Source organism: Sandaracinobacter neustonicus (genome assembly GCF_006385875.1).
Classification (GTDB): domain Bacteria; phylum Pseudomonadota; class Alphaproteobacteria; order Sphingomonadales; family Sphingomonadaceae; genus Sandaracinobacteroides; species Sandaracinobacteroides neustonicus.
In genome coordinates, this window is sequence record NZ_VFSU01000034.1 from 104,111 (window position 1) to 117,809 (window position 13,699).

At 63.0% G+C, this 13,699-nt stretch carries 15 protein-coding genes; 10 read left to right on the forward strand and 5 right to left on the reverse strand.

Annotated elements, in window-relative coordinates; genetic code table 11:
* Positions 1–8 precede the first annotated feature (8 nt).
* The 4 genes from FJQ54_RS15775 (at position 9) to FJQ54_RS15790 (ending at position 4,113) form a co-directional block, all read left to right on the forward strand.
* The gene (locus FJQ54_RS15775; RefSeq protein WP_140929377.1) at positions 9–227 is read left to right on the forward strand and encodes a hypothetical protein; all 219 of its coding nucleotides are present in this window, start codon (positions 9–11) and stop codon (positions 225–227) included.
* On the forward strand, positions 227–2,338 hold the full coding sequence (locus tag FJQ54_RS15780) for a phage tail protein (RefSeq protein WP_140929378.1): 2,112 nt from the start codon (positions 227–229) through the stop codon (positions 2,336–2,338). The genes FJQ54_RS15775 and FJQ54_RS15780 overlap by 1 nt, the downstream gene beginning before the upstream one ends.
* A 13-nt stretch (positions 2,339–2,351) precedes the next feature.
* Complete coding sequence (locus tag FJQ54_RS15785; protein WP_140929379.1) at positions 2,352–2,816, forward strand: DUF2793 domain-containing protein; 465 nt, start codon at positions 2,352–2,354, stop codon at positions 2,814–2,816.
* A gap of 136 nt (positions 2,817–2,952) precedes the next feature.
* Complete coding sequence (locus tag FJQ54_RS15790; RefSeq protein WP_140929380.1) at positions 2,953–4,113, forward strand: OmpA family protein; 1,161 nt, start codon at positions 2,953–2,955, stop codon at positions 4,111–4,113.
* Positions 4,114–4,312: 199 nt separating this feature from the next.
* On the opposite strand, the gene FJQ54_RS15795 is transcribed toward FJQ54_RS15790, so the two are convergent.
* The 4 genes from FJQ54_RS15795 to lipB all read right to left on the reverse strand — a co-directional run bounded on the left by FJQ54_RS15795 (position 4,313) and on the right by lipB (position 6,366).
* Positions 4,313–4,813, reverse strand: coding sequence for a hypothetical protein (locus FJQ54_RS15795; RefSeq protein WP_140929381.1), 501 nt, complete (start codon positions 4,811–4,813; stop codon positions 4,313–4,315).
* Between the two features lie 98 nt (positions 4,814–4,911).
* Entirely contained in the window at positions 4,912–5,214 is a 303-nt protein-coding gene (locus tag FJQ54_RS15800; protein WP_140929382.1) for an SCP2 sterol-binding domain-containing protein, read from the reverse strand.
* Positions 5,215–5,301: 87 nt separating this feature from the next.
* Complete coding sequence (locus tag FJQ54_RS15805) at positions 5,302–5,595, reverse strand: hypothetical protein (RefSeq protein WP_181160194.1); 294 nt, start codon at positions 5,593–5,595, stop codon at positions 5,302–5,304.
* Between the two features lie 75 nt (positions 5,596–5,670).
* A complete protein-coding gene (gene lipB, locus FJQ54_RS15810; protein ID WP_140929383.1) occupies positions 5,671–6,366 on the reverse strand; it encodes a lipoyl(octanoyl) transferase LipB in 696 nt (231 codons plus the stop codon).
* Positions 6,367–6,492: 126 nt separating this feature from the next.
* Here lipB and FJQ54_RS15815 point away from each other — a divergent pair, with 126 nt between their 5' ends.
* From FJQ54_RS15815 to FJQ54_RS15840, 6 genes are all read left to right on the forward strand, one after another.
* A complete protein-coding gene (locus FJQ54_RS15815) occupies positions 6,493–7,440 on the forward strand; it encodes a D-alanyl-D-alanine carboxypeptidase family protein (protein WP_207790444.1) in 948 nt (315 codons plus the stop codon).
* Positions 7,441–7,676: 236 nt separating this feature from the next.
* Entirely contained in the window at positions 7,677–8,702 is a 1,026-nt protein-coding gene (locus FJQ54_RS15820; RefSeq protein ID WP_235890520.1) for a polyamine ABC transporter substrate-binding protein, read from the forward strand.
* Between the two features lie 22 nt (positions 8,703–8,724).
* Positions 8,725–9,597 carry an ABC transporter permease gene (locus FJQ54_RS15825; protein WP_140929385.1) on the forward strand — a complete coding sequence of 291 codons (873 nt, stop codon included), beginning with the start codon at positions 8,725–8,727 and terminating at the stop codon, positions 9,595–9,597.
* On the forward strand, positions 9,594–10,427 hold the full coding sequence (locus FJQ54_RS15830) for an ABC transporter permease (RefSeq protein WP_140929386.1): 834 nt from the start codon (positions 9,594–9,596) through the stop codon (positions 10,425–10,427). Before FJQ54_RS15825 ends, FJQ54_RS15830 begins: the two co-directional genes overlap by 4 nt.
* The gene (locus tag FJQ54_RS15835; RefSeq protein ID WP_140929387.1) at positions 10,427–11,563 is read left to right on the forward strand and encodes an ABC transporter ATP-binding protein; all 1,137 of its coding nucleotides are present in this window, start codon (positions 10,427–10,429) and stop codon (positions 11,561–11,563) included. The genes FJQ54_RS15830 and FJQ54_RS15835 overlap by 1 nt, the downstream gene beginning before the upstream one ends.
* Positions 11,560–12,420 (forward strand): alpha/beta fold hydrolase, encoded by an 861-nt coding sequence (locus FJQ54_RS15840; RefSeq protein ID WP_140929388.1) that lies wholly within the window; start codon positions 11,560–11,562, stop codon positions 12,418–12,420. Before FJQ54_RS15835 ends, FJQ54_RS15840 begins: the two co-directional genes overlap by 4 nt.
* A 505-nt stretch (positions 12,421–12,925) precedes the next feature.
* Here the strand turns inward: FJQ54_RS15840 and FJQ54_RS15845 are convergent.
* On the reverse strand, positions 12,926–13,687 hold the full coding sequence (locus tag FJQ54_RS15845) for a methyltransferase domain-containing protein (RefSeq protein ID WP_140929389.1): 762 nt from the start codon (positions 13,685–13,687) through the stop codon (positions 12,926–12,928).
* Positions 13,688–13,699: the final 12 nt, after the last annotated feature.

The following is a 13,699-nucleotide window of genomic DNA, read 5'->3' on the forward strand; positions in this document are numbered from 1 at the left end:
CACGGGACATGCTTCGCGAGGTCGGTTGCAGGGAGTTGCCGCTGGCGGCGATGCAGCCCGGAGACGTGTTGCTGTGCAATCCGGCGGTGCGGCAGGTTCACTTAGCGGTTCGCACCGAGCTGGGCGTTGTGGAGGCCTGCGCGCGGTTGCGTCGGGTTGTGGAGAGGCCCGGGCTGGACGGTGCGCTGTGGCGTTCGGTCTGGCGCTTACCCGAAGGAGGTGAGTGATGGCGTCGGTGTTGTTTTCAACCATCGGGCAGGCCGTGGGCGGGCCCTTTGCTGCCGGAATCGGTGCTACGGTGGGGGCGAGCCTGGATTCGGCGCTGACGCGTCGCGGGAGCGCTGACGACAGCTATGTTCAGCAATCCGCCTATGGCGAGGAAGTGCGGGCGCTGTTTGGTACGACCCGAAGTGCGGGCCATCTGGTATGGGCATTGCCGCCTGCCGCCGGCGGGGGACGCAAGGGCGACGGACGGCGGGAAGCAGATGCAAGTTTTGCGATCGCAGTTTCGACCGGGCCGGTGCTGGAGATCGGGCGCATATGGGCGGACGGCCGGGAAATCCGGTCTGCGGACGGCGTGTTCGCGTTCGATGTGACCATGCGCTTGCATAGCGCACCTGTTGCACGGCCGGATCCGCTGATTGTTGCGGCGGAGGGAGCTGGTGGGGCACCGGCTTTGCGTGGTTTGAGCCATGTTGTTTTCGAGGGTTTTCCGCTTGGCTCGTTCGGCAATCGCATTCCGAGCCTGAGCTTCGAGTTGGTGGCGGACCGGGATACGCCGGATGCCTGGCTTGGGGTGGTTGCGGCCGACGCAGGCATTTCCGTTGGGCAGGGGGCCTCGCCCATTGCCGCGACCGGATTCGTGTCTTCGGGGGCGGCGCGATCGGACGATCTGCAACGGCTTGCCCGGATGTCGGGCGCGGAGCTTGCACTGGTTGATGGTCGCTTGAGGCTGGGCGGGGCGGCGCGTGAGTTTGACGTGCCGTTTGACGAGCGGCTCCAGCCCGGAGGCGATACGGATTTAGAGCAGCAGTCGGTGAGGACCGAGCCCCCCACGGCCGTGAGTCTGATCTACATCGATCCCGATCGGGAATATCAACGGGGGCTTCAGCGTGCGGCACGGGACCGGGCCGGGCGGCAGGTGCAGTTGAGCTGGGCAATGAGTTCGTCCGCCGCGGGAGCGATGGAGTTGAGCCGTCGACTGCTGCTGCGGGAAGAGGCGGGGTGCGATCGCATCAGCCTTCAGCTTCCGCCGCGCTGGCTTCATCTGTCTGTTGGCGATGAGATTCTGCTGGAGGATGGCGGGCGGTGGCGGATCATTCGGCGGGATATCCGCAACTTTGTTGTGACGGTGGAAGCTGAGCGTAATGTTGTCGTGGGTAGTTTGCCGCCCGCCTCATCCGATCCGGGGAGGAGTCTGCCGCTTCCGGTGATGCCAGTGGGGCCTACGAGCCTGACTGTGTTTGAAACGCCTGTTCCCGTGTTTGGCGATGGATCGACGGTGATGGTGGCCGGCGGCGGAGATGCCTCGTGGCGTGGTGCTGACATTGGTGTGATGACCAATGGAGAAGTGAAGAGCATCGGACGACTGGAGGCTGGCAGGGCGTTTGGGACCTTGCTGTCGCCATTGCCGATGGGGCCGGACACCATATGGGACGAGCGGAATGTCATTCTGGTAGATGTGCCTGGCAGCGAGAGTCTGTTGAGCCGTGACGGAATTGCGGTTCTGTCTGGCGCGGGGCTGATTCGAGTTGGCAACGAACTGATTCAGGTTCGGGACGTTCAGCGGCAGGGGGATGGGGCGCTGCGGCTTTCGGGGTTGTTGCGCAATCGGTTTGGAACGCGTGGGCCTGATACCGGGTGGCCGATTGGAACGCCGATGGTGGAATTGCCGGCTTCGGGCGTTCCGAGCCTTTCGATTTCCGCTGAGATGATTGGTCGCGAACAATTGATTCTGGCCGAAGGGCGCGGGGATCCGCCGGGCGGCACGGAGTTTTCCTATCATGTGGAGGGGCGGGGGCTGGCACCTCTTGCGCCTGTTCATGTGTCTGCGCGGATTCGGGCCGATGGGGTGTTCGAGTGCCGCTGGGTGGAGCGGCGACGCTCGGCGTGGATTTGGTCGGACGAAGGGGTATTGCCGGCTCAGCAGTTCGTCTGGTGGTTGCGTGCTCCGGGGGGAGAGGTGCGAAATCTGGCTGTGAGCGGATCGCAGTTGCTTCTGGATGCGCAGCAGCGGTTGGCGTTGTTGGGTACGCCCTGGTCGTTGGGGGAGTGCCGATTGGAGGCTGTCGGCGATGGGCCTGAATGGGTTCGTTGTTCGCCTTGGGTGAATTTCTGAATGGGAGTGGGACATGGTTGAATTGACGGCGCGGCATCGCATGCCGCTTCTGGTGGCGGGCCAAGGCCAAAAGGATATCACGCACAATGAGGCGCTGTTGCAGGTGGATGCGCTGCTTTCGCCGGTTGCCGAACGGGCGGATTTGATTGAGCCGCCTTTGACGCCCGTTTTCGGCCAGTGCTGGCTGCTGCCTGCTGCCCCTTTGGCGGCCTGGGCCGGTGAAGCAGGCAGGCTGGCTGTGTGGACCGAGGGGGGATGGCGCTTTTTCGATCTGCCTGTAGGAACCGCAGTCTATGTGAAATCAACGGGAAAACTGATGCGCAGATATGCTGGGGGTTGGGCCGACGAGCATTGGGCCGGGGTTGTCGGTGCTTCGGTTCCGTCTCCATCGGGGGGAAGCGTGATTGACGGTCAGGCACGCTCTGCGATCAATCAGTTAACCCAAAGGCTCGTGGCGGTTGGGCTGCTTGCAAGCTAGGCTGAATTGGTCTCTCCATTGCGCCCAACATGTTGCTCTTGTAACACAGTTTTGGTCTCGCGACCCCTTGCTAAGCCCATATGCCCTCGTTTAGATGGCTGCGCCTTAGTGCGTCATTACGTTGAAGGGGATAGTCATGGGCAAGTTCGCCGTTGCGGTCGCGCTGGCGACCACGGTGCTGGCAGGAGCCGCGCAAGCGCGCGATAACTCCTGGTATATTGGGCTCGAGGCTGGTGGTTTCGTTGCTGAAACCAAGAGCTGGGATATCGAAACCGCCGCTGGCGTTGGTGTTTCGAGCGCGTTGCGCAACAAGTATGAACCCGGCTGGGAAGTCGGCGGCGTGCTTGGTTATGACTTCGGCGCTTTCCGGAGCGAATTCGAAGTTTCGTACAAGAACGCCAATCTTGATGCGATCACCGTTGCGGGCGGGATCCCGCCCATCGCTTGGGGCAACCCGGCGTGGGGCGGCCTGGGTGGTGTGGGCGTTCCGCCCGCCGGTCGCTATGACAGTGCTGACGGCAATGCTCAGATTCTGTCGTTCATGCTGAATGGCATGTTCGACTTCGGTGCCGAAGAGGGTTCGCCGTTTGGTGGCTTCGTCGGCGGTGGTGTCGGTGTGTCGCGCTTCAAGGCGCACATCTGGCAACTCCAGAAATATGGTGCCGCGTTCTCTGATGACAGCGACACCGGCTTCTCTTGGCAGGCCATTGCGGGCGTTCGTTACGCGCTGTCCGACAAGATTGACCTGTCGCTGAAGTACCGTTTCTTCAACATGAACGGTGTTGACCTTCAGACGACCAATGGCCACGATCTTTCGGGCAATTGGCGTAGCCACAGCCTGCTGCTGGGCCTGAGCTTCAACCTGTACGAAGAAGCTCCGCCGCCTCCGCCGCCTCCGCCGCCTCCGCCGCCTCCGCCGCCTCCGCCTCCGCCTCCGCCGCCTTCGGTGGTTGTGCCCGGGCCGTTCCTGGTCTTCTTCGACTGGGATAAGTACAACATCACGCCGGAAGCTGCTGCGATCCTCGATCGCGCCGCGGAAGCCTATGTTCAAACCGGCCAGTCGTCGGTGGTGATTGATGGTCACACCGATACGTCGGGTCCGGCTGCCTACAACCAGGCTCTGTCGGAGCGTCGGGCAAATGCCGTGAAGGCCTATATGGCTGGCAAGGGTATCCCCGAAGCGCAGATGACGACGCGTGGTTTCGGCTTCAACCGTCTGCTGGTCGACACGCCGCTGGGTGTGCGCGAGCCGCAGAACCGCCGCGCCGAAATCATCTTCGGTCAGCCGACGAACTGATAAATGGCTGGCGGGGGTTTAGGCCTCCGCCAACCATAAAATTAGGACCCGTACAGCTAATGTGCGGGTCCTTTTTTATTTCGGCTTCTTCTAATTTGTCGTTTCCGAGCCAGCTTAATCAGACAACGGATCTCATGAAGGGGAATTCATAAGACGTTGCCGCGAGTTCGGAATGTGGTTGCTTATCCCCTCCGCCAATTCAGCGACAGCGGCGCTTTCCTTGGCAGGGATCCGTCAGCACCGGAACCACTGCCCATTCATATTTGGGGAGCAAGATCGGCTCTTGCCGTTGGTTCACGCTTTCCCTTAGTGCAGGCAATTCTGTTGCCGCGAATTCCGCGAACTGGCCCTTTGGAATTGCAAGGGCCTTACGCCCGACGATGGCGGCCTTGTTGCAGAAGCTGATCTGTCCGTCGAAACTAGCCCAGCTTTGGTTTGCGCGCGTCGCATAAGTATCGAACGCCCGTTGCCCGATGCGCGGGCCCTGCGTGCGGACGAAATACCCCGTCATCAGCTTGAATGACTCAGCCATTTCGTCAGAATGTTGCCGCAACAGTGCGTTGTAATTGGGCACTGTACCCAAAAACGGCGAGAACTGGCATTGCAGCGCCGCGACGTTCAACCCAGCGCGCAAGGCCCAGACCTTGTCTGCCCTGTCTTCCTTCGTGTTCAAGCCGGCCAGCGGGGCCGGGGCAGTCATCGCCCCGGCCTCGTGGCCTCCGAACGCGATTCCGCCCAGCAGTGCGCAGGTGGTCGCCAGCAGAAATCTGGCGGGCGGAGCCTTCCGGATGTGATCCATCAGCCCAGAATCTTGCCCAGTTGCATTGCAATACCCATGTCGCCTTCAACCTTCAGTTTGCCCATCATGAAGGCCATTTGCGGGTTTTGCTTGCCAGAAGCAATGTCGGTGAAATCGGCGATCGACACCTTTACCCGACAATCCGCGGGTCCATTGTCATTGTCTACAACGGCAGGCGTCGCAGTGCCGTCGATTCGAACGGCACCATCGTCCCCAAAATCAAAAGTCACAACCTTGCCGGCAATGCCCCCATTCTTGGCAACACGATCCGACATGCCTTGGGTAATTTCTGTGAGGCTCATTTTTCTCTCCCTCCACTTGTAAGAAAGGCCGCCTTTCTGGGGCGGCCTTTCCGGAACCATTCGATCATTCGATCGATGTAAGCCAGACTACTTGGCCGGCGCTTCCGCCGGGGCAGCAGCGGCAGCAGCGTCGGTCGCAGCAGCGGCGGCGTCGGTCGCAGTCGCGGCGGCATCAGTGGCAGCAGCAGCGGCGTCGGTCGCAGCTTCCGCAACCGGGGCGGCGTCAACAGGAGCGGCGTCGGCCGGGGCGGCTTCAACAGCAGCAGCTTCGGTCGGGGCAGCAGCCTCTTCAGCCGGCTTGGCGCCACCGCAAGCAACAACGAACAGAGCGGCACCGGACACGAGCGCGGCAGCCTTCACCTTCTGGAGAACTTCACCCATTATCTGACTCCTGATTGGTCTTTTGCAAAAGTTCTGGAGTTCCCGGTCTCAGCCGACCCCGAACCGGCACAAAACCTAGCGGCAATCCGAGGCAGCCTCAAGCGTCTTGATTCGCGGAGGAGCGGATGCCGACAAAGAGTGCATCAAAACCGGCAGATTGTGTGACAGTGCCTCATCCAGTGCCTGCATCGTGGCCAACGGTGCCAGATCCACAACCCGCGCGACACCATGTCCAGCAATCCCGCACGGCACGATCGCGGAAAAATGCCCCAGATCGGTCGAGACGTTCAACGACAGGCCGTGAAAGCTGATCCATCGCCGCACACGCACCCCGATCGCGCCGATCTTAGCAAGTCCCGTGCGGGTCTGCACCCAGATGCCGGTTCCGGCATCGCTAATGCCAGCCTCGATGCCCAGCTCCCCCAAGGCGGCAATTGCCCAGGCTTCCAGCCCGGCGACATAACGTCGCACGTCGCGCCCGCGCTTCCCCAGATCGAGCATCGGATACACCACGCGCTGGCCCGGCCCATGATAAGTAATCCGCCCGCCACGGCCGACGTCGTGGATCGGGAACCGCCCCGGTTGCAGCAGATCTCCCGCCGTGGTGCTGGTGCCCGCTGTCAGAACCGGCGGGTGCTCAACCAGCCAAATTTCCTCGCCCACGTTGCCCGACATCATCGCTGAGACATGCGCCTCCATCGCTGAAACCGTTTCGGCATAATCGGACAGTCCCGGGAACGGGCGCCAGATCGGATCGGGCAAAGTCTCCATTGTTGCGCCAGATAGGGCTTCAATTGCGCCATTGCCACCGAATTGGCGCTCTTAGACTCTAGCCGCCGGAGTCCCCGCTATGGTAACTATCCGGCAATGCCCATGTATCAGACGAAATCACATCCGATGAAAGCGCTTCGCGACTGCGCGGTTGCCGTCCTCTTTGGTGCCGCAACACTGTCGCTCCCAGCGCCGGTGCAGGCCCTCAGCCTGTTCGATCAGCAGAAATATGCCGCCTTTGTGGCCGACGCGAACACCGGCGAAGTGCTCTATTCCCGCCGGGCCGACATGCAGCGCTTCCCGGCCTCCATTACCAAGGTGATGACGCTGTATATGGTGTTCGAGCAGCTGGCCGCCGGCACGCTGAAACTGGATGACCGCGTGGTGATGAGCCGTTTTGCCGCTGGCCAGCGCCCTTCGAAGCTGGGCTTGAAGGCGGGCGAAAGCCTCACCGTCGATCAGGCGATCAGAAGCCTTGCCACCAAATCCGCCAACGATGTCTCCGTCGCGCTAGCCGAGCATATCGCGGGCAGTTCCGAGGAGTTCGCGCGCCGGATGACGCTGCGCGCGAAGCAACTGGGAATGTCGAACAGCTATTTCGTGAATCCGAACGGGCTGCCGGATTCTCGGCAGGTCACCACTGCACGCGATATTTTCATCCTGTCGCAGGCGACGATCCGCAGCTTCCCGCAATATTACAGCTATTATCAGCAGCAGCAGTTCGTGTTCGGCAACCAGGTGCTGCCGAACCACAACCATTTGCTACGCACGATGCCCGGTGTGGACGGTATCAAGACAGGCTTTACCAACGCCGCCGGCTTCACGCTCGCCGCATCCGCCGTGCGCGATGGCCGTCGACTGATCGCGGTGGTGCTGGGCGGTCCCTCCCGCGTCGCGCGGGACAGCAATGTGGAAAGCCTGCTCTCGGCCGGATTCGCGGTGCTGTCCGCACGGGATCGCGGGCAGACTGTTCAGGTCGCGGATCTTCTGGCTGAGCCGGGCGATCTTAATGACGAAACGCTGCGGCAACTGGTTGAACAAGGCAGTGGAGACCCGCCGCCCCGTCGCCGCTAGAAGCCGCCGCTAAACTGGCCTGCCCGGTAAAATCGCAGTCTTTGCGCCGCAACGCACAATAAGGGCTACATTTCGCAATCCGCCTGTTCTACCAAGCTGTTCATCAGCATCGCTGGGGCAGGAGGGCAGACATGACGGCTTTCGAAAATGGCTCTGGTTCGGACGGCGGCTCTGGTTCCGGCAGCTCCGGCGCGCGTTCGCCGCTGCGCCTGTCCCGGCGCAGTCTCGTCTCGGCAATGGGTGTGGCCGCAGTCGGCTTCTCGCTGCAGGCCTGCGGCGGCGGCAAGGGCGGAGATGGCGACAAGCTGAACTTCTACACTTGGGATACCTATATCGGCGAAACCACGCTGGCGGATTTCAACAAAGCCAGCGGCGTCAAGGTGCAGACCAGCTATTTCTCCACCAATGACGAGCTGTTCGCCAAGCTGAAGGCCGGAAATCCCGGCTATGACGTGATCGTGCCCTCCAACGAATTCGTCACCCGGATGCGGCAGGCCGATATGCTGATGCCGCTCGATCTCGCGCAGATTCCCAATCTGAAGAATATCGCCCCGGAATTCCTCGGGCAGGATTATGATCCCGCGCCCAAGCACAGCGTGCCCTACACTTGGCTCGTCACCGGCATCGGCTATCGCAAGTCGCGCGTGAACGGCACGCCGGATAGCTGGAAATGGCTGTATGATTCCGATCTTTACAAGGGCCGGATCGCCCTGCTCTCCGAAGCGGCGGACCTGATCCGACTGGGCGCCAAATATCTGGGCAAATCCCTGAACGGGATCGACGCCGCCACCATCAAGCAGGTGGAGGAAATGCTGATCCGCCAGAAGCCCAACATCAAGACCTTCCACGAAGACAATGGGCAGGACCTGCTGCTGGCGGGCGATGTCGATCTGGTGATGGAATTCAACGGAGACATCGCGCAGATCGCCGCCGAAGATCCGGACATCGGCTTCGTCGTGCCGAAGGAAGGCTCGCTGCTGAACGCAGACACGCTGGCTATCCCCAAGGGCGCGCCACGCCCGGAATTGGCGCACAAGTTCATCAACTTCCTGCTGGATGCAGAGGCTGGAAAGCATATCGCCGAAACCATCCTCTATCCCACGCCCAATTCGGCTGCGAAGGCGCTGATGCCGGAATCCTATCGCGAAAACCCCATCATCTTCCCTTCGGGCACAGGCATGGACAACAGCGAATGGGGCAAATTCGAAGGCCCGGAACAGCAGCGCCTGTTCGAGGAAGCCATTACCCGCGTCCGCGCCTGATCACTGAAACCGGGGGCGGGCGATGAGCGGGGGTGAAACCGACTGGAAGCGGGCCAAAACCGGCTTTGCGGCGCTGCTTGGGCCGCCGCTGGGCTGGTTCCTGCTGTTCTTCGCGGTGCCGATGGCGGTTGTCTGGGCTTACAGCTTCGGCACCAATGTCGGCATTTCCGACATCGAGATTTCCGGCACCTTCGCCAATTACGCCCGCGCGCTGGAGCCGCTCTATCTGGGCATCATGGGGAAGTCGCTGGCCTTCGCGGCGCTCGCCACCCTGATCTGCCTGATCGTCGGCTTCCCCGTCGCGCTCGCCATCAGCTTCGCGCCGCCCAATCTGAAAACATGGCTGCTGATCGGCGTGATGCTGCCCTTCTGGACAAACCTGCTGATCCGCACTTATGCGCTGATCGCCCTGCTGCGCGATGAAGGGTTGATCAATTCGGGCCTCGAACTGGCCTTCGGCTGGGCCGGGTTCGAACGCCTGAGCCTCATGAACAACAATTTCGCGGTGATGGTGGGGCTCGTCTATGTCCATCTGCCCTTCACCGTGCTGCCGCTCTACGCCGCGCTGGACAGGCTGGACCGGTCCCTGCTGGAGGCCAGCTTCGATCTCGGTGCCGGGCATTTGCGCACCATCTGGAACATCGTGCTGCCGCTGGCCGGGCCGGGCATCATCTCGGCCGTCCTCCTCACCTTCATCCCGGTGCTGGGCAGCTATCTCCAGCCCGATCTGCTGGGCGGGCCAGATAGCCAGATGATCGCCAACGTGATCGAACGCCAGTTCAAGCGAGCGAATGACTGGCCCTTCGGTGCCGCACTCGCCTTCATGCTGATGTATCTCACTTTGTTCGGCATCGCGCTCCAGTCCCTGCTGAAACGGCGGGAGAGGCCCGAATGAGCGAGAAACCCGGCCTGCTCGACTACGCCCGCCGCTGGCCGCTCCGGCTGTGGATGGGGCTGGTCTTCATCTTCCTCTACGCCCCCCTCGTCGTGCTCGTGGTGATGAGCTTCAACGACAGCCGCCGCACCACCAAATGGCAGGGCTTCACCTTCGATTGGTATCGCAAGGTGTTCGAAGACACCGAGCTGGTGCAGTCGCTCATCAATTCGCTCACCATCGCCGCCCTCTCCACCGTCATCAGTCTGGCCCTTGGAACGCTGGCGGCCATCGCGCTCTGGCGCTTCCGCTTTCCCGGCAAACCGCTGGTGGATGGGGCCTTTTCGCTGCCCATCGTGGTGCCGGAAATCTGCATGGGCGTCGCCATGCTCATCTTCTTCGCCCGCGTCATGCCATGGCCGTCGGGCCTGCCATGGCCCTTGTCTCTGGGCGCGATCGTCATCGCCCATGTCGCCTTCAGCTTCCCCTTCGTCGCCGTCGTCGTGCGTGCCCGGCTACACAGCTTCGATCGCTCGCAGGAAGAAGCAGCCCGCGATCTGGGCGCCAGTGACTGGCGCGCCCTGTGGGATGTAGTGATCCCGCACCTGCGCCCGGCGCTGCTCGCAGGCGCGCTGCTGGCCTTCACTCTTAGCCTCGATGATTTCGTCATCACCTTCTTCACGGCCGGGCCGGATACCGTCACCTTCCCGGTGAAGGTCTATTCGATGGTGCGCTTCTCGGTCACGCCGAAGGTCAACGCCATCTCCACCCTGCTGCTGCTGTTCACCGTCCTCCTCACCTTCATCGCGCTCCGGCTCCAGGCCCGAGCTGAAGCCGAAAAGACCAGCTGATGCCAGATCCGGCTCCAAAACGGACCATCATCGAATTCCGGAACATCACCAAGCGCTTCGGTCCGGTGACCGCGGTGGACAATGTCTCCCTCACCATTCAGGAGGGCGAATTCTTCGCCCTGCTCGGTCCGTCCGGCTGCGGCAAGACCACGCTGCTGCGCATGCTCGCAGGCTTCGAAACCCCCACCTCGGGCCAGATCCTCATTGACGGGCAGGATGTCACCAAGGTGCCGCCCAACAAGCGGCCGGTGAACATGGTGTTCCAAAGCTACGCCGTTTTCCCGCACCTCTCGGTCATCAAAAACATCGAATATGGCCTGAAGATGGAGGGGGTGCCCGCCGTCGAACGCCGCGAACGCGCCGAAGCCGCCCTCGCCGTCGTGCAGTTGGAAGGCTATGGCGAGCGCATGCCCGATCAGCTGTCGGGCGGGCAACGCCAACGTGTGGCGCTGGCCCGCGCCATCGTCAAACGCCCACGCGTGCTGCTGCTGGATGAACCCCTCTCCGCGCTGGACGCCAAACTGCGGGAAGAACTGCGCTTCGAAATGTCTGCCCTGCAAGACAGGCTCGGCATCACCTTCGTCATGGTCACCCACGATCAGGACGAGGCGCTGGCGCTCGCCAGCCGCTGCGCGGTGATGAACAAGGGGTCCCTCATGCAGGTGGCGACCCCGGCCGACCTTTACGAATTCCCCGCCACCCGCCTCGTCGCCGATTTCATCGGCAGCGTGAACCTGTTCGAAGGCCGGGTGGAAGAAGATGAAAGCGATCATGCCATCATCCACTTGCCCGAAATCGGTATCAAGGCGTGGCTGGATCATGGCACCGGGGCGTCCGAAACGGTGCAGATATGGCTCGCGCTGCGCCCGGAAAAGGTCGAACTGCACAAGCGCATGAACGGCGAAGGCCCTCCCACGATGGAGGGGACACCGCCCGGTCATAATGTGGTGAAGGGCCGGATCATGGACATCGCCTATCTCGGCTCCGAATCCGTCTATGATGTGATGCTGGAAGGCGGCAAACGCGTGCGCGTGATCCGCCCCAACCTCACCCGCTGGGATCAGGAGGATTTCAGCTGGGATGAAGACGTCTGGCTCGGCTGGCACGCCGAAGGAGCGCATGTCCTGCTCTCATGAGGCCCCGCGAATCCTATATCCCAGTCCCCGGCGGTCGCATTTTCGCGCTGGAATGGGGCGAAGGCCCGCTGCTGCTGTTCACCCACGCCACCGGCATGTGCGCGCGCGTCTATTCCGAACTGCTGGAACCGCTGGCAGACCGCTTCCACATCATCGCCTATGACGCGCGCGGCCACGGCCGCACCGAACTGGAGGCCATCCCCGGCCAGATTCCCACGGATTGGGTTCTCTACCGGCAAGACCTGCGCAACCTGATTGAAGCGCTCGGCGGCGGCCCGGTCCGCCTCGCGGGCCACAGCTTCGGCGCCAGCGTCTCGCTGGAGACCGCAGCCGACAACCCCGGCCTCGCCACCTCGCTCTGCCTGATCGACCCGCCCTTCATCCCCTTCGCGCAGGCCGAAGCCTATCGCACCGCCCGCGATGCCGGCACCGCGATGCCCAACCATATGGCGGATCAGGCCGAACGCCGCCGCAGCCACTTCGCCAGCCGCGAAGCCGCCCGCACCGCCTACCACAACCGCGGCGTCTTCACCGGTTGGCCAGACCGCGCGCTGGACGATTATATCGAAGGCGGCCTCCTGCCAGACGAAACCGGCGTCCGCCTTGCCTGCACCCCCGCATGGGAAGCCACCAGCTTCCGCGGCGTCACCAGCAGCTTCCAGAGCAGCGTCACAACGGTCAATGTCCCCCTCTCCCTCCTCGCAGCCAGCCACGGCAGCACCGTCCCCGCGCACGAGGAAGACTGGATTCGCGCCCATGTGCGCAACGCCATGGTGCAACGTGTCCCCAACACCGGCCACTTCCTCCCCGTCACCCACCCGGACCTGATCCGCCCCCACCTCGCCGCCTTGGTCTGACGCCTCGGTCATTGTTCGGCGGCAGCGTTGGAGTTGAGGAGGCTCTGCCCCCTCAAACTCCCCCGGCAGGGGAATGATTCCCCTGCACCCCCGAAGTATTTAGCCCCTCCCCTGCAGGGGAGGGGTTGGGGTGGGGGCTGTCCACAGGGCGCAAGGTTAGAGATTTGGTGCCTGCGGCGCTTTGGAGCGTGTCCCACCTACCTCCCCACCCGTCACCCCGGACTCGATCCGGAGTCTAGCTGTTCTTCTCCAACGTTGCGGGTGAAAGCTTGACCCCGGATCAAGTCCGGGGTGACGGTTGTATTTGTGGGGATGTCAATGGTTCGGGCCAACCGGCGACACCCCCTCTCCATCTCTCCCCCTTGCAGGGGGAGAGTGCTCCGTAGCGCCGCAGGCGATCGAATCTGATCACTCGCACGGCGTGGCAGTTGGGCTGCAACGGAAATTTAGAGGGTGCAGGGAAATCATATCCCTGCCTGCCGGAGGCAAAAAACCCACCTAGCCCTCAAGGCGCCACAGCCGACAAATACAATATCTGCACCTCAACCCCCACGCGCCCATCCGCCGCCGCCTCCCGCGCGAAGGCCGCTTCGGCGGCCGCCCAGCGTCGGGGCGTCGTCAGCCCGCGCCCTCGGCTGGCCAGCCAGCCGCTGTCACCATGGGCGCGCACGTCCCGCGCCAGATCGGTGAGGGACTGGTAGCGCAGCGTCAGCGTGTCCACTTCGGCCACCGGCTCCACAAACCCGGCGCGTTGCAGCAGCCCGGCGGCTTCGGCCGGATCCACCGTCGGCCCCACACGCGGAGAAACCCCGCCGCCCGCCGCTACATCGGCCTCCAGAAAGGCGTCGCGCACCGCGCCCAGCGAAAATCCAGCGGGGAAGGCCGCCTGAAAGCGCCCGCCGGGCCTCAGCGCCCGGCGGCACAGCAGCAGCGCGCCGGGCAGGTCGTTCACGCCGTGCAGCGTCATGAAGGCGGTGATGCTGGCGAATTGCCCGTCGGCGAAGTGGCGCTGATCTTCCTCGCCCGCAACACCGCCATGGGCAGCGGCCAGCCGGGGCGACGGGTCCAGACCGGTCACGCCCGGCGGCGGCAACATCAGGCCGATCCAAAGCTCCGGGCCTTGCGGCGCAGCGCCCCGCAGTTGCCGTCGCTCCGCCAGTTCGTCGGCCACATGCCACAGCATCTGCTCGCGCCCGGCGATCAGCCCGGCGGCCCGGTCCCGCGCGCGCTGCCGCGCCTTTCTGTCGAATGGCTCCATCTGCGCCATGGCGCGCCTGCC